The 20420-nt window shown below is 69.8% G+C and carries 17 protein-coding genes; 7 read left to right on the top strand and 10 right to left on the bottom strand.

What is annotated here, in order from left to right:
* Positions 1-81: 81 nt before the first annotated feature.
* From BCF74_RS07370 to BCF74_RS07360, 3 genes are all read left to right on the top strand, one after another.
* A complete protein-coding gene (locus tag BCF74_RS07370; RefSeq protein ID WP_106297304.1) occupies positions 82-1932 on the top strand; it encodes an FG-GAP-like repeat-containing protein in 1851 nt (616 codons plus the stop codon).
* Between the two features lie 137 nt (positions 1933-2069).
* On the top strand, positions 2070-2519 hold the full coding sequence (locus tag BCF74_RS07365) for an SCP2 sterol-binding domain-containing protein (protein WP_106297303.1): 450 nt from the start codon (positions 2070-2072) through the stop codon (positions 2517-2519).
* A 5-nt stretch (positions 2520-2524) separates the two neighbouring features.
* Positions 2525-4114 (top strand): AMP-binding protein, encoded by a 1590-nt coding sequence (locus tag BCF74_RS07360; RefSeq protein ID WP_106297302.1) that lies wholly within the window; start codon positions 2525-2527, stop codon positions 4112-4114.
* A gap of 286 nt (positions 4115-4400) precedes the next feature.
* On the opposite strand, the gene BCF74_RS07355 is transcribed toward BCF74_RS07360, so the two are convergent.
* Entirely contained in the window at positions 4401-5261 is an 861-nt protein-coding gene (locus BCF74_RS07355) for an ABC transporter permease (RefSeq protein WP_106297301.1), read from the bottom strand.
* On the bottom strand, positions 5258-6154 hold the full coding sequence (locus BCF74_RS07350; protein ID WP_177426641.1) for an ABC transporter ATP-binding protein: 897 nt from the start codon (positions 6152-6154) through the stop codon (positions 5258-5260). The genes BCF74_RS07355 and BCF74_RS07350 overlap by 4 nt, the downstream gene beginning before the upstream one ends.
* Before the next feature lie 164 nt (positions 6155-6318).
* Between BCF74_RS07350 and BCF74_RS07345 the strand changes: the two genes are divergently transcribed.
* The 4 genes from BCF74_RS07345 to BCF74_RS07330 all read left to right on the top strand — a co-directional run bounded on the left by BCF74_RS07345 (position 6319) and on the right by BCF74_RS07330 (position 9709).
* On the top strand, positions 6319-7530 hold the full coding sequence (locus tag BCF74_RS07345) for a sensor histidine kinase (protein ID WP_106297299.1): 1212 nt from the start codon (positions 6319-6321) through the stop codon (positions 7528-7530).
* A complete protein-coding gene (locus BCF74_RS07340; protein ID WP_245889261.1) occupies positions 7527-8198 on the top strand; it encodes a response regulator in 672 nt (223 codons plus the stop codon). Before BCF74_RS07345 ends, BCF74_RS07340 begins: the two co-directional genes overlap by 4 nt.
* Before the next feature lie 212 nt (positions 8199-8410).
* Positions 8411-8836: a hypothetical protein gene (locus BCF74_RS07335; protein WP_106297297.1), complete on the top strand. Its 426-nt coding sequence runs from the start codon at positions 8411-8413 to the stop codon at positions 8834-8836.
* Between the two features lie 81 nt (positions 8837-8917).
* Positions 8918-9709 (top strand): dioxygenase family protein, encoded by a 792-nt coding sequence (locus BCF74_RS07330; protein WP_106297296.1) that lies wholly within the window; start codon positions 8918-8920, stop codon positions 9707-9709.
* A gap of 23 nt (positions 9710-9732) precedes the next feature.
* Here BCF74_RS07330 and BCF74_RS07325 read toward each other — a convergent pair whose 3' ends face one another.
* The 8 genes from BCF74_RS07325 to BCF74_RS07290 form a co-directional block, all read right to left on the bottom strand.
* Positions 9733-10113, bottom strand: a complete 381-nt coding sequence (locus BCF74_RS07325) for a hypothetical protein (RefSeq protein WP_245889260.1) — start codon at positions 10111-10113, stop codon at positions 9733-9735.
* Positions 10114-10124: 11 nt separating this feature from the next.
* Positions 10125-11873: a sodium:solute symporter family protein gene (locus BCF74_RS07320; RefSeq protein WP_106297295.1), complete on the bottom strand. Its 1749-nt coding sequence runs from the start codon at positions 11871-11873 to the stop codon at positions 10125-10127.
* Between the two features lie 336 nt (positions 11874-12209).
* Positions 12210-14216, bottom strand: a complete 2007-nt coding sequence (locus BCF74_RS07315) for an ABC transporter ATP-binding protein (protein ID WP_106297294.1) — start codon at positions 14214-14216, stop codon at positions 12210-12212.
* Entirely contained in the window at positions 14213-15949 is a 1737-nt protein-coding gene (locus tag BCF74_RS07310) for an ABC transporter ATP-binding protein (protein ID WP_106297293.1), read from the bottom strand. Before BCF74_RS07310 ends, BCF74_RS07315 begins: the two co-directional genes overlap by 4 nt.
* Positions 15949-16659 (bottom strand): TetR/AcrR family transcriptional regulator, encoded by a 711-nt coding sequence (locus BCF74_RS07305; RefSeq protein ID WP_106297292.1) that lies wholly within the window; start codon positions 16657-16659, stop codon positions 15949-15951. Before BCF74_RS07305 ends, BCF74_RS07310 begins: the two co-directional genes overlap by 1 nt.
* A 131-nt stretch (positions 16660-16790) precedes the next feature.
* The gene (locus tag BCF74_RS07300; RefSeq protein ID WP_106297291.1) at positions 16791-18299 is read right to left on the bottom strand and encodes a DUF7059 domain-containing protein; all 1509 of its coding nucleotides are present in this window, start codon (positions 18297-18299) and stop codon (positions 16791-16793) included.
* 12 nt (positions 18300-18311) lie between these two features.
* Positions 18312-19022 carry an AIM24 family protein gene (locus BCF74_RS07295; protein WP_106297290.1) on the bottom strand — a complete coding sequence of 237 codons (711 nt, stop codon included), beginning with the start codon at positions 19020-19022 and terminating at the stop codon, positions 18312-18314.
* A gap of 161 nt (positions 19023-19183) precedes the next feature.
* Positions 19184-20185, bottom strand: a complete 1002-nt coding sequence (locus tag BCF74_RS07290; RefSeq protein ID WP_106297289.1) for an MPN domain-containing protein — start codon at positions 20183-20185, stop codon at positions 19184-19186.
* Positions 20186-20420: the final 235 nt, after the last annotated feature.

Below are 20420 nucleotides of genomic sequence, written 5' to 3'. Positions count from 1 at the left end.
CGAGGCGCTACATTCTGAGCGCCGACCGTTGGGGGCCGGCTGCAACGTGCGCATCGGCACGCTTCGAGAAGGACCGTCGACATGCGCACGAAGCTGCGTCGTCTTGTGGCTGCCCTGGCAACCGCCGTCGTCGGGGCCGGCGTCCTGGCCGGCCCGGCCCGCGCCGAGACCGCGGACACCGAGTACCCGACCCTGCGCGCCATCACGGCCAGCCCGGCCAGTGCCGCCGTGGGTGGACCCGTGACCGTCGCCATCGACGCCGTCGATGACGTCGCCCTCGCGACCATCGAGGTCCGCTTCACGAGCAGCGAGTACCCCCACACCATCACTCTCCAGCAGGCGTGGCAGGAGGGCGGACGCTTCACCCTCACCGTGCCGAGGGGCAGCGTCTCCGGCCGCTACTCGGTCGAGAGGGTTTCGCTCACCGACACCTCCGGCAAGAGCATCCACTACGCCACGCTGGGCAAGGGCATCACGCGGTCGCCTGCGCTCTCGGAAGGCCCGTTCACCCACGCCTTCGACCTGGCTGCCGTCGCTTTCACGGTGACCGGCGGTCTGGACAGGACACCACCGCGCATCACGTCACTGTCGATGCCGACACGTCCGGTCTACGGCGGTGACCCGGGTGCGCTCGCCCTGACGGTGGACGACCCGGGAACGGTCACGGTCGACGCCTGGTGGCAGTTGCCCTACGACGCAGGGTCGGTGGGTGGCGCCGTGACGATCACTCGCGGTGCCGGGCGCGTGCCGGTGTCCGGCGACTCTGCCGGCACGTACCCACTGGACATCGTCGCGGTGACCGACCTCGCGGGGAACGAACGCCGTTATTACCGTGACGGCCGCGAGTGGGTCGCCTACGGGGAACAGCGCCACACGCTCAACCTCCCCCAGTACGACTTCACCCTCCGACCGCGCACTCCGACGGGGTGGATCACCCCGCACCCGCGGGCGGCCCGCGTCGTGGTCGCTCCTGCCGACAGCGAGGTTCGCGGTCTCACCGGCTGGCGGGTCACGGTCAACCCCGGCGGCATCGTCCGCGACGTCCCGGTCAAGGCGGGGTCGACGCAGGTGGACGTCGCAGGCTTGGTCAACGGGACGGCATACACGGTCTCGGTCGTCGCGCGCAGCGCGACAGGCGACAGCCGTCCCCTCACGAGGACGATCCGGCCCATGCCGTCGACGAATGTCTTCGCGGTTGCCGACGTCACCGGCGACCGCAAGGTCGATGTCATCGCGCGCAGGCCGGTCAGCGCGGCCGGAACGGGCACCTCCTACGTGTACCCGACGAACGGCACCGGGGGTTGGGGCAGCAGGTTCGCCGCCTTCAAGGCCGACCAGTCCATCTGCGAGCGCGTCGCTCCCGGCGACGTCGACGTCATCGGGGCCTCCGAGGTGCTCTGCTACGGCCCGGCGCTGACTGCCCTGAGGCGAGACGGCAGCGGCTATCGCGTCGGAAGCTCGGGCTGGTCAACGATGCGTTTCGTCGACGGGGGCCACGACCTCACGAGTGACGGCCGGCCCGACATCGTGGGTGTGACGGCTGACGGCGCGCTCCGGCTCTACGAGACCAGGACGTCCACCAGCATCGTGGCGTCACGCCAGATCGGCACCGGCTGGCAGATCTACACCGCTGTCTTCCAGTCGGGAGACACGACCGGCGACCGCCGCGCCGACCTGGTTGCGCTCGACACGGCCGGCCGGCTCTGGCTCTATGCCGGCAACGGTGCCGGCGGCTTCGCGGCGCGCCGTCAGATCGGGTCCGGGTGGGGCGGGTTCGGGGCGGTGCTGCCGCTGCGGGACTTCAACGGTGACGGACGTGCCGACATCGGGGCCATCGCCATGGACGGGACGTTCTACCTGTATCCGGGCAATGGGCGCGGCGGCTTCCTCACCCGCAAGCAGATCGGCATGGGCTGGCAGATCTTCCTCTGAGGCTCGATCTCGTCCCGGGGACCGCCACTGATGTGACCACGGGCACGCAGACAAGTTCCCGCAACACATTGTCGCGGCTACTTACCTGCAAGTAGGGTCGTGAACGACAGCCACCCTCAACGAGGAGGAACCTCGAGATGGACCTCGACCCCAGCACCTTCGCCACGATGAGCCCGGCGGAGTTCGCCCAGATCGTCAAGAAGCTCTCCGACAAGGAGATCAACGAGATCATGGGCGGCGAGCACCGTCAGGCGATCCTCGACGGGATCTTCGACCGCTTCCCCGAGATGTTCAACCCCGAGAAGGCCAAGGGCGCCGACGCCCGCGTCAACTGGCGCATCACCGGTGGTCCGGGTGGCAGCGACGACACCTATGCGGTCGTCGTCAAGGACGGCACCGTCACGACCGAGAAGGACCCGACCGAAGAGCCGAAGACCTCGATCATGCTCGGCCCGGCCGAGTTCGCAAAGCTCATCACCGGCTCCGGCAACCCGACGATGATGGTCATGATGGGCAAGGTCAAGGCCCGCGGTGACCTCGCAGCAGCCATGGCGTTCCAGAACTGGTTCGACATGCCGAAGGGCTGACCTCCATGGGCATCAACCTGGCCACGGTCGGCGTGGTCATGGCCAAGCGAGGCATGCTCACCCCGGGCCCGCCGCACCGTCAGGCCCGTCAGCTCTACACGCTCGCCCGGTGGGGCTTCGGCCTCGCCGGCGAGCTCAGGCAGGCCGCGGCCCGCAGCCCCAAGCGGGTGGCGATCGTCGACGACCAGCGCGGGCGCGTCACCTACGGCGAGCTGCTCGACCGGTCCATGCGGACCTCGGAGGCGTTGCGCGCCAAGGGATTCCGCCCCGGTGACAAGCTCGGGCTTCTCGCCCGCAACCACGTCGGCGCCGTCGAGATCATGACGGGGGCGTCGGCGATCGGCGTCGACCTCGTCCTCCTCAACACCGGCCTGTCCGGCGGCCAGCTGGCCGGCGTCGTCGAGGAGCAGGGCGTCACCGGCGTCATCCACGACGACGAGTTCGACGCGGCGGTGTCCGAGCTGCCGGACACGCTCCCCGTCATCCGCGAGAGCGACTGGGTCGCCGACGTCGACGCGACGCCGGTCCCGGAGACCGTGGACAAGCCCAACAAGAACGGCCGCACGATCATCCTGACCTCGGGGACGACCGGCACGCCCAAGGGCGCGCCCCGCAAGACCCCGTCCGGGTTCGGTCCCCTCGTCACGGTCATCGACCGAATCCCGCTGCGCGCGGAGGACACCATCCTCATCAGCGCGCCGATCTTCCACACGTGGGGCTACGCCGCGATGCAGCTCAGCTTCGCCCTGCGCGCGACGATCATCCTGCAGCGCAAGTTCGACCCGCAGGTCGCCAAGGACACCCTCGAACGCGAGCAGTGCGACGCGATGTTCGCCGTGCCCGTCATGCTCCAGCGGATGATGGAGCTGCCGAGCGACCCCGGCGGCAAGGCCCGCCGCCCTCGGCTGCGGGTCGTCGCGACGTCGGGCTCGGCCTACCCGCACGGGTTCACCCAGCGGTTCATGGACGAGTACGGCGACGTGCTCTACAACCTCTACGGCTCCACCGAGGCGTCGTGGGTGTGCATCGCGACGCCCGCCGACCTGCGACGCGACGCGGACACCGCCGGCACTCCCCCGCTCGGCACGATCGTCAAGCTCCTCGACGAGGACGGTCGCGAGGTCACCGATGGCGAGACCGGCCGCATCTTCGCCGGCAACGAGCTCGTCTTCGACGGCTACACGTCCGGCCAGACCAAGGACTTCGTCGACGGCCTCGTCTCCACCGGCGACATGGGGCACGTCAGGGACGGGCTCTACTTCATCGACGGCCGCGACGACGACATGATCGTGAGCGGCGGCGAGAACGTCTACCCCATCGAGGTCGAGTCCCTGCTCGTCGAGCACCCGGCGGTGCGGGAGGTGTCGGTCTTCGGCGTCCCCGACCCCGAGTTCGGACAGCGGCTGGCTGCGTTCATCGCCCTGCGCGACGGCGAGTCCCTCACCGAGGACGAGGTCAAGGAGCACGTCAAGGCCAACCGGGCCCGTCACGTCGTGCCGCGCGAGGTGCACTTCGTCGACGAGCTGCCCCGCAACGCCACCGGCAAGATCCTGGCGCGCGAACTGCGCGAGCGCATCACCGAACCCCAGGCCTGACCGCGGGTCGCACGCTCAGTCTCGGGACGGCATACGGACTCGCCTTTTCTGCGCCGGTCGCGCGACCGGCGCAGAGGGTGGTCCGGGGCGCTCCCATGCGGACGCCGCTGACCACGATCTGCGCCGCCGACGACGCTCACCACGGCACGTAACGAGACGCCCTCGGAGGAGCGGCGCCCGGCGGGGACCCCCTGATGTCCCGGCCGGGCGCCCTCCACCGAGGGCGTCCGTGATGTGCGGCGGTATGCCGGCCGCGCGCCTCAGGCGCGGGCGGTCACCCGCTGCGTCACTTCACCTCGCGGGTCATGACCCGCCACGAGCCGATCGCGAGCGGCAGCAGCACCCACACGGAGAACGAGGTGGCGAGCTGTCCCCAGTTCTCGCCGGTCATCGTCCCGCTGAAGAGCGGCTCGGTGACCCGGCCGAGGTCGAGCCAGGCTCCGACCTTCTCGAGCGAGGACACGATGCTCGAGGCGATGCTCCACGCGGTCGGGAGGATGAGCGAGGCGACGATCGCCATCGGGGTGTTGAGGAAGAGGAACCCGAAGGCGATGCCCTGGACGACGTAGATGAGGAAGCCGAGGATGACGCCGAGCGCGACCTTCCAGGTGACGTCCCACGTGCCCGCGCCGTCACCGACACCGGAGATGACGTTGGCGATGGCCGACGCCGCGAAGGCCGACGCCGTGACGACGAGTCCGAGGATCATGGCTCCGACGATCTTGGCGGTGATGACCTTGCCCCGGCGCGGTTCGAGCGTGAAGGTCACCAGGCCGGTGCGCTGGCTCCACTCCGCGGTGGCGGCCATGATCCCGACGATCGGGAGCAGCATGACGAGCGGGAACGAGGTCAGGCCGAGGAACGTGCCGTAGGTCGCCTCCTCTGCCGGCCCCCAGATGAGGAACGCCGCGACGACGACGAGCGAGATCGCCGACATCGCGATGAGCATCCAGCGGCCGGCGCGGGTGTCGACCATCTTGCGGAGCTCGACGGTGATGAGCCGTGACATCGGCACGCCCGGCCGCCCCTCGGGGCGACCTTCGTGACGACCTGAGGCGGCCGACATACCCGTTGCGGCTGCGGGGGCGCCCACGGCGCCACCCCTGGCGACCACGGGCTCGGTGGAGCGGGAGTCGGTGGTGGTCATGCTGCCTTCCCTTCACGAGAGGTGGCGGCGGTGAGGCTGAGGAACATCTCCTCCAGGCCCTCGGACCCGCCGGAGCGGAGCTCGAGGAGGACGACGCGCTCCTCGAGGGCGGCCCGGCCGACGACGGCGGGCTCGGCGTCGACGACGAGGCCGGACGCGGTGCGGGTGACGGTGACGCCGGAGCGCTCGAGTGCCACGGCGAGCGCCGCGTCGTCGGTCGAGCGGACGGTCGTGCCACCCCGGCTGAGGAGCTCGTCCTTCGGACCCATCGCGACGATCCGGCCGCGGCCGATCATGACGAGGTCGTCGGCGATGACCTGCACCTCGTGGAGGAGGTGGCTCGAGAGGAGCACTGTGCCGCCACCGTCGGCGAAGCCGCGCAGCAGGCCGCGCATCCAGTGGATCCCTTGCGGGTCAAGGCCGTTCGCGGGCTCGTCGAGGATGAGCACCTCCGGCTGGCCGAGCATCGCCGAGGCGAGGCCGAGGCGTTGACGCATGCCGAGCGAGTAGTTGCGGACGCGCCGTCCGGCCTCCTCGTCGGTGAGGCCGACGACGGCGAGGGCCTCGTCGACCCGCGACTTCGGGACACCGATCTGGATCGCGGCGAGGCGCAGGATCTCGCGCCCGGTGCGGCCCGGGTGCTGCGCGGAGGCGTCGAGCATGACGCCGACCTGGCGCCCGGGGTTGTGCAGGTCGCGGTAGGGCTTGCCGAGGACCGTGCTGTGTCCGCTCGTGGGCGGGGTGAGGCCGGTCATCATCCGCATGGCGGTGGACTTGCCGGCGCCGTTCGGTCCGAGGAAGCCGACGACGCTGCCGGGGCGGACCTCGAAGGAGATGTCGTCCACGGCGGTGAACCCGCCGTAGCGCTTCGTGAGGTTCTCGACTGTGATCATGAGGTCCACTCTGTCGTGCGTGCGGGGGCGCGCACATCCATCGCAGGTGCCGGGTCGACTCCGACTTTGGTATGCCGTCCCGCGCGGCGCGTGCGACCCCCGCGCGCCACCTGTCGTCCCGGCGGCGGACGCGAGCGAGCCCGCCCGGACCTAGGGTGAACCGCATGTCCGCGCCCTCCGCACCATCCCTGCCTCCGGCCTTGGGCTCCGACAGGCAGGACGGGTCGCGCTGGGCGACTGCCTGGCGCTACGCCCTGGCCCTGGTCATCAGCCTCACGGCCTGGTTCACCACCGCCGCCACCATGGCGGACGCCCAGGTGGACGACACGCCGATCTTCGTGTGGTTCGTCATCGGGGACCTCGCGCTCGGACTCGTGTCGTTCCTGCTCGTTCGCTGGCGGGCTCGGGTACCGGCGACGGTGGCCGCCGTGACGAACCTGCTCACCTTCGTCTCGGCGAGCAGCGCCGGGCCGTCGACGTGGATGGTCGGCTCGCTCGCTGCCCGCCAGCGGTGGCGGGACCTCGCCTGGGTCGCGCCGCTCGCCGTCGTCGCGGGCGTCGTCCAGGAGCGGTTCTACCCCGGCGACGACGACCTGCCGCTGTGGGCGTCCGTGCTCATCGGGGCACTCATCGTGGGCATCGTCATCGCCATCGGCAACGCGATGGGGTCGCAACGCAACCTCATGGCCTCGCTGCGCGACCGCGCCGAGACCGCGGAGCGCGAGCAGCAGGCCCGCGTTGCCCGCGCCCAGACCGCTGAGCGCACCCGCATCGCCCGGGAGATGCATGACGTTCTCGCACACCGGATCTCGCTCGTCGCGATGCACGCCGGCGCCTTGAGCTACCGCACCGACCTCACGCCCGAGGAGCAGGCCACGGCGGCGCGGACGATCGAGGAGAACGCCCACCGGGCACTCACCGACCTGCGCGAGGTGCTCGGAGTCCTCCGCGACCCTACCCTCGCCGGCGGCGCACCCGAAGCGCCACAGCCCCAGGCTGCCGACATCGGTCGTCTCGTCGACGACGAACGCTCCAGCGGGATGCGCGTCGCCTTCGAGGACTCCACCCGAGGCGACGTGCCCGACGCAGCCGCGCGGACGGCATACCGCATCGTCCAGGAGGCCCTCACGAACGCGCGCAAGCACGCAGCCGGCACGTCGGTGACGGTGCGGCTCACCGGGTCCGAGGAGGACGGGCTCGACGTTTCCATCCGCAACGCCGCGCCCGTCGGCAACCGCGACACGGTGCTCCCGGAGTCGGGACTCGGCCTCATCGGGCTGCAGGAACGCGTCGCACTCGCCGGCGGGCGACTGCGGCACGGGACTGACGCGTCGGGTGGGTTCGTCGTGGCGGCATGGATACCGTGGCACCCGTGACCGACCCACAGCCGATCCGCCTCGCCATCGTCGACGACGACCCGATGGTGCGCACGGCGCTCGGCATGATGCTCGGAGGTGGCGCGTCCGGCATCACCGTCGTCGGCGAGGCGGCCGACGGTGAGGAGGCGCTCACGGTCGTGCCGAAGTCCGGCGCGGACGTCGTCCTCATGGACATCCGCATGCCGGTGCGCGACGGCCTCAGCGCGAGCGAGGTTCTGCTGAGCCGCTATCCGCGGCTGAAGATCATCGTCCTCACCACCTTCGACACCGACGACATGGTGCTGTCCGCACTGCGGATCGGGGCTGCCGGGTTCATGCTCAAGGACACCCCGCCAGCCCGGCTCGTCGAGGCCGTGCGCACCGTTGCGGCCGGTGAGCCGATGCTCTCGCCGAGTGTCACGGCCCAGCTCATCGCGGCCGTCGCCCAGCCGGATGACGGCGCGAGCGAACGGGCCCGGGAGGCGCGGGCCCGGCTCGAGGGGCTGACCGAGCGCGAGCGGGAGGTGGCCGACGCGGTGGCGCGCGGGCTGAGCAACGCCGAGATCGCCGGCGAGCTCTACATGGGCGTGCCCACCGTGAAGACCCACATCGGGCGGCTCTTCACCAAGCTCGGCGTCGAGAACCGCGTCCAGGTCGCGATCCTCGTCCACGACGCCACCGACTGACCCGCTCACCTCCCGTCCCGAACTCACCCCATCGGACGGTTGGGGACATGGGACGGGTGGGGACCCGGGCACGCCGGTATGCCGTCCGCTCGCCTCCCGTCCCGAACTCACCCCATCGGACGGTTGGGGCCACGGGCACGCTGGCGCTTGACACATGGGATAGTGATGCTCTCCAATATTGGCGAGTCGAACTATCCAAGGAGCTGAGCCGCATGCTGCACGCCACGACTGCCGTCCTGTCCGACGAGTCCCGCTCCCTCGCCGGGATCCTCTTGCTCGCCCTCGTCACCGTCGAGACCGGCGGGCTCTACCTCGTGAAGATCGTGCGCGGCCGCGCCCCAGCGACCGAGTTCCAGGAGAAGTTCGCCCGAGCCGGGCACGCCCACGCCGCCACCCTGCTCATCCTCGCCCTCGTCTGCCAGGTGCTCGTCGACTCGACCACCCAGACCGGCCTCCTCGAGTGGCTCTCTCGCTCGGGCGTGGCCGTGAGCGCGCTGCTCATGCCCGGAGGGTTCTTCTTCTCCTCGATGGGCACCGGGCGCACCGAGCCGAACAAGCTCATCGTCCTCGTCTTCGCCGGGGCCGCACTCCTCGCGGCGAGCCTGACATCCCTCGGGTTCGGCCTGCTCACCGCCTGACGATCCGCAGGCCGAACCCTCCTGCGGATCGCCTTCCGGCGAGCCAACCGCAGGGGCGCGCACACGGCATACGCTGACGTCGTGGACACGCGCCAGCCCGTCATCTACCTCAGCCACGGCGCGCCGCCGCTCGCCGACGACGCGACCTGGACCGGGGAGCTCGCCGCTTGGTCGAGCGGCCTGTCGCGCCCGCGCAGCATCCTCGTCATCTCGGCGCACTGGGAGCAGGCACCCATCTCGGTGAGCTCGACGACGCCGAACACCCCTCTGCTGTATGACTTCTGGGGCTTCCCCGACAGGTACTACGAGGTGACGTATGCCGCGCCGCCGGCTCCCGAGCTGGCTCGCTCCGTGGCCGGTCACCTCGGCGATCTCGGTGGAGGGCTGCACCAGGACCCCGAGCGCGGCCTCGACCACGGCGCCTACGTGCCGCTCGTCGAGATGTTCCCCGAGGCCGACGTGCCCGTGCTGCAGCTCTCGATGCCGACACTGGACCCGCAGACGCTCTTCGACGTCGGTCGGCGGCTCGCGCCGCTGCGCGACGAGGGGACGCTCATCGTCGGATCGGGGTTCACGACACACAACCTCGCGTGGTTCACCCCGAGCCGGGACGCCTCCGACGCACCACCGCCCCAGGTGTCCGCCGAGTTCGACGCGTGGGCCGCGGAGACGGTCGGGGCTGGTGACGTCGACGCGGTGCTCGACTTCCTCGACAAGGCACCCGCCGCGCACGAGGCGCACCCGCGCACCGAGCACTGGGCGCCCCTCTACGTCGCGCTGGGTGCCGCGGCGGAGACCGGTGACGTCGCCGGCCGGAGCGTCATCGACGGGTTCTGGTACGGCATGTCGAAGCGCTCCTGGCAGTTCGCCTGACCCTGCGCGCAGAACCCGAGCCGTCAGTGGCCGCGCGGCTGCTTGCGCGGCGCCGGACGGGTGGGGTCGTCGAGCACCGGCTCGACGTGCTCCGGCACGAGCGTCGGACGCGCCTTCGCCCACGCGATGAATCCGAGTGCGACGGCAAGCAGCGCGATGCCCGTCCACAGGTTGGCGTTGACGCCACCAGTCTTCTCCAGCTCTTTGTCACCGAAGAGGCCCATGGCGACGAGGATGAGGCCGTAGATCCCGAGCAGCAGCCCGATGAAGTTGCGGATGTCGAAGGCGCCCGCGGTGTGCCGGGCGACCCGCTCCTCGTGCGGCGCGGTGTCCTCGGTGCCGGGGTGGTCCGAGCCGCGGTCAGTGCTGTGGTCCGTGTGGTCTGCGTGGTTGCGGTCTGACATGACGGTTCCTCTCAGAAGGCCACGTTGAGGATGATGACGAGGACGAGCGCGATCCCGGCCAACGGCATGGTGCGCCGGAACCACGGCATGGAGGCCTCGTGCGGGTCGATGAGGTCCTCCTTGGGTGTCTCGGAGTAGACGAGCCCCTTGAGCTCGGCAGCCGGCTTCGGCTCGGTGACGAGCGACACCGCGACCGACACGATGATGTCGACGACGAACGCCGTCGAGGCCGCGACGAACGCGAGACCCTGGCCCGGCAGCGAGAAGGCGCCGATGAAGTCCGGGTTCCCGAGCAGCCATACGGTGATCGCGGAGAGGGTTCCGGCGACGAGGCCGGCCCATCCGGCGGTCGGGGTCATCCGCTTCCAGAACATGCCGAGGATGAACGTCGCGAAGAGCGGCGCGTTGAAGAACCCGAACAGCGTCTGCAGGTAGTCCATGACGTTGGAGAACCCGCCCGCGATCGACGCCGTGAAGATGGCGATGATCGTCGCGGCCACCGTGGCGAGCCGGCCGATGCGCAGGTAGTAGTCGTCGGTGCGGTCCTTGCGGATGTAGCGCTCCCACAGGTCATAGCTGAAGACCGTGTTGAACGCCGAGATGTTCGCGGCCATACCGGCCATGAACGCCGCGAGCAGACCCGCGATCGCCAGACCGAGCAGGCCGTTCGGCAGGACATCGCGCATGAGGAGGAGCAGCGCGTCGTTGTACTTCACCTCACCGGAGGCGCCACCCTGCGGCGTGCCGCCGTTCTTGAGCTCGATCATCTCGCTCACGAGGACCGCGGCGATCATGCCGGGCACGATGACGATGAACGGCACGAACATCTTCGGGAAGGCGCCGATGATCGGGGTCTTGCGGGCCGCCGAGATCGAGTTCGACGCCATGGCGCGCTGGACCTCGACGAAGTTCGTCGTCCAGTAGCCGAAGGAGAGCACGAAGCCGAGGCCGAAGACGATGCCGATGACCGACAGGATCGGCGAGTCGAAGCCGGACAGTGCCTGGCCCGGCCAGGACTCGAGCTGCTGCTCGGCCGGCGGCACCCCTGCGCTGGCGGGGGCGTTGTTGGCCGCCTCGGTGATGCGCGACGTGAGCCCGTCCCAGCCGCCGACCCGGTTGAGACCGATGAGCGTGAGCGGCAGCAGCGCGGCGACGATGACGAAGAACTGCAGCACCTCGTTGTAGATCGCCGCGGACAACCCGCCGAGCGTGATGTAGGACAGGACGATCGCGGCGGCGACGATGAGCGCCACCCACTGCGGCCAGCCGAGCAGCGCCTGCACGATCGAGCTGAGCAGGTAGAGGTTGACGCCGGCGATGAGCAACTGCGCCAGCGCGAACGAGATCGCGTTGACGAGGTGCGCTCCCGTGCCGAACCGCCGGAACATGAACTCCGGCACCGACCTCACCTTGGAGCCGTAGTAGAACGGCATCATCACGACGCCGAGGAAGAGCATCGCCGGGATCGCGCCGACCCAGAAGTAGTGCACCGTCGGCAGGCCGAACTCGGCCCCGCTCGCGGACATGCCCATGATCTCGACGGCGCCGAGGTTCGCGGAGATGAACGCCAGACCGGTGACCCATGCGGGCAGCGACCGCCCCGACAGGAAGAAGTCGATCGAGTCCGACACCGCGCGCCGGGCGGCCAGCCCGATGCCGAGGACGAAGACGAAGTAGAGCGCGACGATGAGGTAGTCGACGACGCCCGCGTTGATGATCGGATCGGCCGCAGGAACGGCCGAGGCGACTGCCGAGACCATCGAGGCCTCCTCCTTGGTCGGGTCGGCTCGATGAGCCCGGACCCGCTCAACCTACTCCTGACGTGCGCGTTCGTGCGGCAGGAGCCGTCCGGTATGCCGGCCGCCCACTTTCGCGTCCCGAACTCACCCAATTGGACGCTTCGGCACAGCACCGGGCCGTATGCCGGCCGCTCACCTTCGCGTCCCGATCTCACCCAATTGGACGCTTCGGCACAGCACCGGCCCGTATGCCGTCCCCCCGCCTAGTCGTGGTCTCCGCGACTTATTGCGCACAGTTCGCGTGCGAGCGCCAGCGAGCAGGCGAACTGTGCGCAATAAGTCGGAAGGAAAGGCGCGCTACTCGACCGGTTCGGCGACAGCGGCACGGAACTGGGCGGCATACAGCTCGGCGAACGCGCCACCGCGTTCGATGAGCTCGGCGTGTGAACCCTGCTCGACGATCCGGCCGTTCTCCATGACGAGGATGAGGTCGGCGTCGCGGATCGTCGAGAGCCGGTGGGCGATGACGAAACTCGTCCGGTCCCGCCGCAGTGCGGCCATGGCCTGCTGGACGAGGAGCTCGGTGCGGGTGTCGACCGACGAGGTCGCCTCGTCGAGGATGAGCAGCGCCGGGTCGGACACGAATGCCCGGGCGATGGTGATGAGCTGCTTCTCGCCGGCGCTGATGTTGCCGGCCTCGGCGTCGAGAACGGTGTCGTAGCCGTCGGGCAGCGAGTGCACGAACCGGTCGACGTACGTCGCCTTGGCAGCAGCCACCACCTCCTCGTCCGTCGCGCCGGGACGGCCATAGGCGATGTTGTCGCGGATCGTCCCACCGAAGAGCCAGGTGTCCTGGAGGACCATGCCGATCTCGCCGCGCAGGTTGTGCCGGGTGAGGTCGGTGATGTCGACGCCGTCGAGGGTGATGCGGCCGGAGGTCAGCTCGTAGAACCGCATGATGAGGTTGACGAGCGTCGTCTTGCCGGCGCCGGTCGGTCCGACGATTGCGACCATCTGGCCCGGCTCGACGGTGAGGTTCAGGTCTTCGATGAGCGGCGTCTCGGGGTCGTAGGAGAACGAGACATCCTCGAACTCGACCCGACCGCGCGGGTCCGGGAGGACCGTCAGCGAGGCCGCCTCGGGCTCCTGCTCCGGGGCATCGAGAACCTCGAAAACCCTTTCGGCAGAGGCCACTCCGGACTGCAGGAGGTTCGCCATGGACGCGACCTGGGTGAGCGGCTGGGTGAACTGTCGCGAGTACTGGATGAACGCCTGGACGTCACCGAGGCTCATCGAACCGTTCGCCACGCGCAGTCCGCCGACGACGGCGACGATGACGTAGTTGAGGTTCCCGATGAACATCATCATCGGCATGATGAGGCCGCTGATGAACTGCGCGCCGAACCCGGCCGAGTAGAGGTCGTCGTTCTTGGCGCGGAAGGCCTCGCCGGCCTCCTGCTGCCGGCCGAAGACCTTGACGAGCTGGTGCCCGGTGAAGGTTTCCTCGACGACCGAGTTGAGCTCGCCCGTGGACTTCCACTGTTGGACGAAGTGCCCCTGGGCCCGCTTGCCGATGACCGCCGTGACGAGCATCGTCACCGGGATCGTCACGAGCGCGATGAGCGCGAGCAGCGGCGAGATGTAGACCATCATCACGATCATCGCGATCACCGTGAGCAGTGAGTTGAGCATCTGGCTCAGGGTCTGCTGCATGCTCTGCGCGACGTTATCGATGTCGTTCGTGACGCGCGACAGGAGCTCGCCACGCGGTTGGGCGTCGAAGTACGGCAGCGGCAGACGGTTGAGCTTGTCTTCGACGCTACGGCGCAGCCCGTAGATCGTCCGGTTGACGACACCGGTGAGCAGCCAGCCCATCGCCCACGACAGCAGGCTCGCGCCGACATAGATCGCCAGGACGACGAGCAGCACCCGGCCGACCGCACCGAAGTCGATCCCCACACCCGGCACGAGGTCGGGCATGCCACTCACCATGTCGGCGAGCTGGTCCTGCCCTCGCGACCGCAGGCCCTCGATGAGCTGCTCGCGCGTCGTCCCCGCCGGCACCTGTCCTCCCACCGAACGCCCCACGGCACCGGCGAAGATCAGGTCCGTCGCCCGCCCCAGGATCTTCGGCCCGACCGCGTTGAGTGCCACGGACGACACCGCAAGTGCGAGAACGGCATACAGCTTGGCCCGCTCGGGGCGCAGGAGCGCGAACAGCCGCCGCGCCGTGGCGCCGAAGTTCGCCGACTTCTCGCCGGGACGGCCGATCTGCAGGTGCGGAGGGCCGCCCCGCTGGGCGCCACCGGGGCCGCGGCGCTGCTCGGCCGCCTTCTCCTCCTCCGTCAGGATCCGGTCGCTCATGCGCTGGCCTCCTCTGCGCTCTTCTGGCTCTCGACGATCTCGACATAGGTCGGGCACGTCTCGAGCAGCTGGTCATGGGTGCCCTGCCCGACGACGGCGCCGTCTTCGAGGACGACGATGTGGTCGGCGTCGACGATCGTCGAGACACGCTGGGCGACGACGATGACGGTGGCGTCCCGGGTCACCGGCGCCAGGGCCGCCCGCAGCCGAGCATCGGTCGACAGGTCGAGGGCGGAGAAGCTGTCATCGAAGAGATAGACGTCCGGCTTGGCCACGAGCGCCCGCGCGATGGCGAGCCGCTGCCGCTGACCGCCGGACACGTTCGTGCCGCCCTGGGCGATGTGCGCCTCGAGCCCACCGGGCATGACGCGCACGAAGTCCTCGGCCTGCGCGATCCGCAGCGCCTCCCAGAGCTCGTCGTCGGTCGCGTCCTCATCGCCGTAGCGCAGGTTCGACGCGACGGTCCCGGTGAAGAGGTACGGCTTCTGCGGCACCAGCCCGATGCGTGACCACACGTCCTCGAGAGCCGCGTCGCGCACGTCGACGCCCGCGAGCAGCACCGATCCCCCCGTGACGTCATAGAGACGTGGGATCAGTGACAACAGTGTCGACTTGCCCGCGCCGGTCGACCCGATGATCGCCGTGGTCCTCCCCGGGGAAGCAGCGAACGAAATGCCCTGCAGCACAGGCACATCCGCACCCGGATAGGCGAACTCCACGCCCCGCAGCTCGACCGACGCAGCCCCCTCCGGCAGCCTCACCGGCGCCACGGGCGCGTGCACGCTCGACTCCGTGTCGAGCACCTCCGCGATGCGTCCGGCCGACACCGACGCGCGCGGGATCATCATCGACATGAACGTCGCCATCATCACCGACATGAGGATCTGCATGAGATAGGCCATGAAGGCCGTCAGCGCACCGATCTGCATCTGCCCGTCCTCGACCCGGTGCGCACCGAACCACAGCACCGCCACCGTCGAGACGTTGAAGATGAGCATGACGATGGGGAAGACAAGCGCCTGCAGCCGCCCGACCGCGAGGGCGGTGCCGGTGTACTGCGTGTTGGCCTCGGCGAACCGCTCGCGCTCGTGGTCCTCGCGCACGAACGCCCGCACGACGCGGATGCCCGTGATCTGTTCTCGCAGAATGCGGTTCACCCAGTCGACCGACTCCTGCATGACGTGGAACTGGGGCAGCATCCGGCGCACGACGAGAGCGACCGAGACCGCGAGTAGTGGCACCGCGACAGCGACGAGCCACGACAGCCCGACGTCCTCGCGCAGCGCCATGACGATGCCGCCGACCATCATGATCGGCGCGGACACCATCATCGCCAGCCCCATGAAGACGAGGGTCTGGATCTGGGTGACGTCGTTGGTGTTGCGCGAGATGAGCGTCGGCGCGCCGAACCGGGACAGCTCCTGCGCCGAGAAGTCACCGACGCGCTCGAAGATCCGCCCACGCAGGTCGCGCCCGAGCGACGCGGCCGCCCGTGCCCCGAGGTACGTGGCGGCGACAGTGGCGGCGATCTGGATGAGCGAGACGGCGAGCATCCACCCGCCGGCGCTCATGATGTAGCCGGTGTCCCCGCGCGCGACGCCCTGGTCGATGATCCGCCCGTTGAGGCTCGGCAAGTAGAGGCTCGCGATGGTGCCGGCGAGCTGGAGCGCGATGAGCAGCGCGATGGAGCCGCGATAGGGACGCAGCTGTTCACGAATGATGCGGAGCAGCACTACTTCTTCCCCCCTGTGGTCGTGGTGGCGCGCTTGGCGCCTGTCGTGTCGGTATGCCGTCCGCGCGCCGCGGACCTCGTGGTCGCCTTCCTGGCCGGTGCCGTTGCGGCAGAAGGCTTTCCGGGTCGTGCGCGAGCACCGTCGAGCAGGACGTCGACGAGCTGGTCGGGCGTGGAGAAGTCGCCGTCGAGCATCGGGTGGACGCTCGAGAGGGTGAGCATCCGCAGGTAGCCGATGAAGGTCACCACCGGCACCCGGAGACTGCCCGCGTCGTCACCGATGAGCCGCACGAAGGCCTCGTCGAGCTCGGCGGTCGCCTCCTTGCGACGCCGCATCGCCTCACCCCCGGCGTGTTTGCGCATCGGCTCACCGGAGGCCTGCAGCACGGTCATGAGCGCGAAGACGCCCTTGAGGTGCTCCTGCATGATCGCCACCGCGGCTGCAAGGCGCTCGGTGAGGGGCGCGCTCCGCTTGAGCTCGTCGAGCTCGGCGATGAGGGTCGAGTTGTCGAACGCCTCGTGGACCGCCTCGTCGATGAGCTCATCCTTGGACTCGAAGACCCGGAAGATCGTCCCTTCGGCGATGCCGGCGGCTCGGGCGATCTGCCTGGTGCTCACGGCCCGCCCGTGCTCACGCAGCAGTGGCAGCGTCGCCTCGATGATCGAGGCGCGCCGCTCCTCCGGGGACAGGGCGGGGGCGCGTGGGGTCATGCCCACAAGTATGAGTGAGTGAGCACTCACTCACAAGTTGGTTCCTGACCTGCGCGTATGCCGTCCGCGCACCACCGCGCGCTGGCCCCCACTCACTCGTCCTCGGCGATGGCGGTGCGGGCGATCGTGGCTCAGACGAGGAGCCCGTCCTTGGCCGCGTCGCGGATGAAGGTCACGACCTCGCGCTCGACCTCGGCTGCGTCGAGGTCGAGGATGCCCGCGATCGCTCCGACCGCCTGCCGCGGCGTGAGCTCGCCGTCCGCGACCGAGAGGTATGCCGCGGTGACCGTCGTGAGCGGGATGACCCGTCCGAGACCGCCTCCCTGTCGGGCGACGATGACCGACGGGTCGGCCGAGCCGGGTCGGGTGTGGCGCTCCTCGGTGACGTCCTGCGGCGCGCTCCAGACCCGGTCGAGCACCTCGTCGTCGGAGTGCTCGGCGAGCCAGACCCGCGCCTCGAGCCCCACCCGCACCGCCTCCCCCATCGGTGTCGCGACGGGAGTGCGCACGTCCATGAGGTCGAGGAAGGGCTCGCGCTCGACCGCCGGCCGATGGAGGGTGATGATCCCGAAGCCGATCGACTCGACGTCGCGAGACGCGAAGTCGTCGAGCCACGCGGCATACATCGCATCGAAGTCGGCCGTCCCGGGATGGTGACCGCCGTCGCGCGCCCACGTCTCGGCATACTCCGCGGGGTCCTGGACCTCGCGCTGGACGACCCACGCGTCGAGGCCGGTGCCGTCGAGCCATGAGGAGACCCGCTCGGTCCACGTCGTCCCCGCCGGGATCTCCCAGTTGCCGAGGAGCTGGGCCACCCCGCCCGGTTCGAGGTGCTCACCGAGCCCGCGCACGAGGTCGGCGACGACGGCGTCGCCGGCCCGGCCGCCGTCGCGGTACTCGAACAGCGGGATCTCGCCGGAGCGCGGCGTGATGACGAACGGCGGGTTGCTCACGACGAGGTCGAACCGTTCTCCCGCAATGGGATCGAGCATCGAGCCTTGCCGAACGTCCCACGTGACCTCGTTGAGGAGGGCGTTGAACCGGGCGAACGCCAGCGCCCGCGCGGAGAGGTCGGTGACGGTGATCGACTCGGCGTGCTCGCCGAGGTGGAGCGCCTGCACCCCACTGCCGGTGCCGATGTCCAGCGCCCGTCGGACCGGGTTGCGCACCGTCCACGCCGCCAGCGTCGTCGACGCGCCGCCGACCCCGAGGACGTGGTCGTCGAGGACGGGGCGACCGGTCGCGAGCTCCGCGAGGTCGGAGGCGACCCACCAGCTGCGGTCGTCCGCGGCATACGGACGCACGTCGACGCGCGCCACGACGGCGTCACCCTCCTCCGCGACGAGACCCAGGGCGACCGCTCCGCTGACCCGCAGGGTCGGCAGCGCACGCTCGACCTCGGCGACGTCCACGGGGTCGCCGAGGGTGAAGAGACGCACGAGCGTCGCGACCGGCGAGTCCACCGCGAGCGCGACCCTCCGCGCGGGCAGCGTCTGCTCGCGTGCGAGCGCCGCCCCGGCCAATGGGCCGAGGAGCTCGCTCACCTCGGTGACGGTGAACCCGCTCGTCGTGAGGTCGTCACGCAGCCGCGCGACCAGCGCGTCGTCGATCCGTGGCGAGCCCGAGGTGGCGCTGCTCATGGCGAGCCGGCCTCAGCCGTCGAGGAGGCCGCCGAGCATGCCCCCGCCACCGCCGCCTCCGGACGTGGCCGTCGGCACCCACTCGCTCGGCTGGACGATGACGAAGCCGGGGCCGTGGAACGCGTACTGGAACGCCTCACCGCTGCCGCCGCGAAGCATCGACTTCATGTTCATGCTCGACACGACCTGCGGCACGAGGCCCAGCGACCAGCCGACACAGGCCTGCACGTCGACGTAGGTCGGCTGCTGCGAGCAGTCGAGTATGACCGGCTGGCCGACGGTGTGGATCGCGACCGTGCCCGTGCCCTCGAGGGTGGTGTTGAAGAGACCCCCGCTCATCATGCCGGCGCCTTGGACGCGCTTGATGTCCCACGCGATCTGGCTGTCGAAGGCAAGCAGGTTGCGCGCGTTGACGCTGATCCCGTCACCGGTGAGCTCGATGAGGTGGACGAACCCGGCGTCGGTCGCGAAGAACACCTCACCGTCGCCGGAGACCCGCATGAGGGACACGTCCTCGCCGGTGACGACCTTCTTGAAGAGCTTGCCGACGCTGCCGGCCTTCTCGTGGTCGAACCGCATCTGCCCTTGGTAGGCGACCATCGCGCCCTTGACCGCGAGGACGTCGCCGCCGAGGTGGACGCGCAGCAGCTGCGGGTTCTGCAGGGCGAAGGTCTGCTCGGACTGGACCTCGAGGTTGGACTGGTCGAAGAGCGATGAGCGCATGTCGCTCAGCCTAGAGCCATCGCCGTTCGGACTCGCGGCGCTGACGTGTTTCTGCGCCCTTCGCGCCGGCGGCGCAGATCGTGGTGACCGGCGCTGCTACGGCTGCGCCCCTGACCAGCTTCTGCGCCGCTGGCACGACCGGCGCAGAAAAGCCCCGGCCTTCATGCCGCGTCGGGACGACGTGGATGCCGCGCCGCCACCTCGTCGTCGAACCAGTCCGACCGTGCCACCTGCCGCACGCCCTGTCTCGACAGAATCGCCAGCATCTGCGTCGGCCGCAGGGCGTCGCTCCACACCCATCGCGCCACCCGCCGCCCACGTGCCCGGATGCGGTCCTCGCGCTGCTTCTCGCGCCACAGCACCTGCTCGACCTCCTCCTTCGCGACGCCATCCCCAACGCGGTATTTCTTGCGCCCGTCGAACTCCCCGACAACCCCCTGCTCCTCCCACCCGAAGTCGCAGATCCCCGCGAGACCGTCCTCGTCCTCGACGCGTACCTGCAGCTGCGGCTTCGGGATGTTGCTCCGGAACATCTGGACGCGGGACAACGACTCGCCGACCGAGGTGCCGCCCGGGTGGGCGAGGTCCACGCTCAACTGGGCGCGCGCCCGACCGGGAACCCCCGGATCCAACGACGCCAGCTCGTTGATGAGGTCGGTCCTGGTACACATCGCGTGGTGGAGGGCGAAGTCCGTCGCGGCGACCGCGTCCGCGAGGTCGCCGGTGCGGCCGAGGTCGATGAGCGTGCGCGACAACGAGGTGACCGGAAGTCCAGCTTGCTCGTCGACACCCGTGAGAGGCAGGGCGTGGCGGCGGATGCGACCGGAGGACCGAACGCGCCGAGCGGTGCTGGTCACCTCCACATGTGTCGGCCATGCCGTCACCCGAGGCAGCCCCCAGACCGCCGCGGCCGAGGTGTGTGAGAAGACGGTCGTCGAGCTGCCCAGCATTCGCAACGCCGTGGCATGCACGAGCGCGGCATGACGCTGCTCTGGGCTGAGCGTGACCCACGTGGCGGAAGCGATGACGACGCCGTGGCGCACGCGTGTCCACAACCGCCGCCCCTTGTCGTCCTTGGCCACGGGGTCGTCGCCGCGTCGCCGCAGGTCGGAGGCCAGGCGCAAGCGGCTGGGATCGAAGGGGCTGGGCGCGTCAGAAGTCATGCCAGATCGTGACAGTTTCTGCGAGATAGCCAGTTGAGATATCCACAGCTCCTGACGACCGGCGCAGATCGTGACGGGCGGCGCTGCCATGGCTGCGCCCCTGAACACCTTCTGCGCCGCTGGCCCGAGCGGCGCAGATCATGGTGACCGGCGCAAAAAATGCCAACGGCGGCCGGCTCACCCTCTCGGATGGGCCGGCCGCCGTCACGTGGGCGTATGCCGCCCACGCGCTTGA

Source organism: Knoellia remsis (genome assembly GCF_003002895.1).
Classification (GTDB): domain Bacteria; phylum Actinomycetota; class Actinomycetes; order Actinomycetales; family Dermatophilaceae; genus Knoellia; species Knoellia remsis.
Note: the sequence above shows the minus strand (reverse complement) of the source record. Positions and strands in the feature narration are given on the sequence as shown.

Bases quoted from the DNA above. Each gene is read 5' to 3' on its own strand.
- BCF74_RS07335 (WP_106297297.1), top strand. From the start codon at position 8,411: ATGCTGCACGCCACGACTGCCGTCCTGTCCGACGAGTCCCGCTCCCTC.
- BCF74_RS07365 (WP_106297303.1), top strand. From the start codon at position 2,070: ATGGACCTCGACCCCAGCACCTTCGCCACGATGAGCCCGGCGGAGTTC.
- BCF74_RS07345 (WP_106297299.1), top strand. From the start codon at position 6,319: ATGTCCGCGCCCTCCGCACCATCCCTGCCTCCGGCCTTGGGCTCCGAC.
- BCF74_RS07300 (WP_106297291.1), bottom strand. From the start codon at position 18,299: ATGAGCAGCGCCACCTCGGGCTCGCCACGGATCGACGACGCGCTGGTC.
- BCF74_RS07320 (WP_106297295.1), bottom strand. From the start codon at position 11,873: ATGGTCTCGGCAGTCGCCTCGGCCGTTCCTGCGGCCGATCCGATCATC.
- BCF74_RS07350 (WP_177426641.1), bottom strand. From the start codon at position 6,154: ATGATCACAGTCGAGAACCTCACGAAGCGCTACGGCGGGTTCACCGCC.
- BCF74_RS07290 (WP_106297289.1), bottom strand. From the start codon at position 20,185: ATGACTTCTGACGCGCCCAGCCCCTTCGATCCCAGCCGCTTGCGCCTG.
- BCF74_RS07360 (WP_106297302.1), top strand. From the start codon at position 2,525: ATGGGCATCAACCTGGCCACGGTCGGCGTGGTCATGGCCAAGCGAGGC.
- BCF74_RS07315 (WP_106297294.1), bottom strand. From the start codon at position 14,216: ATGAGCGACCGGATCCTGACGGAGGAGGAGAAGGCGGCCGAGCAGCGC.
- BCF74_RS07370 (WP_106297304.1), top strand. From the start codon at position 82: ATGCGCACGAAGCTGCGTCGTCTTGTGGCTGCCCTGGCAACCGCCGTC.
- BCF74_RS07325 (WP_245889260.1), bottom strand. From the start codon at position 10,113: ATGTCAGACCGCAACCACGCAGACCACACGGACCACAGCACTGACCGC.
- BCF74_RS07305 (WP_106297292.1), bottom strand. From the start codon at position 16,659: ATGACCCCACGCGCCCCCGCCCTGTCCCCGGAGGAGCGGCGCGCCTCG.
- BCF74_RS07295 (WP_106297290.1), bottom strand. From the start codon at position 19,022: ATGCGCTCATCGCTCTTCGACCAGTCCAACCTCGAGGTCCAGTCCGAG.
- BCF74_RS07355 (WP_106297301.1), bottom strand. From the start codon at position 5,261: ATGACCACCACCGACTCCCGCTCCACCGAGCCCGTGGTCGCCAGGGGT.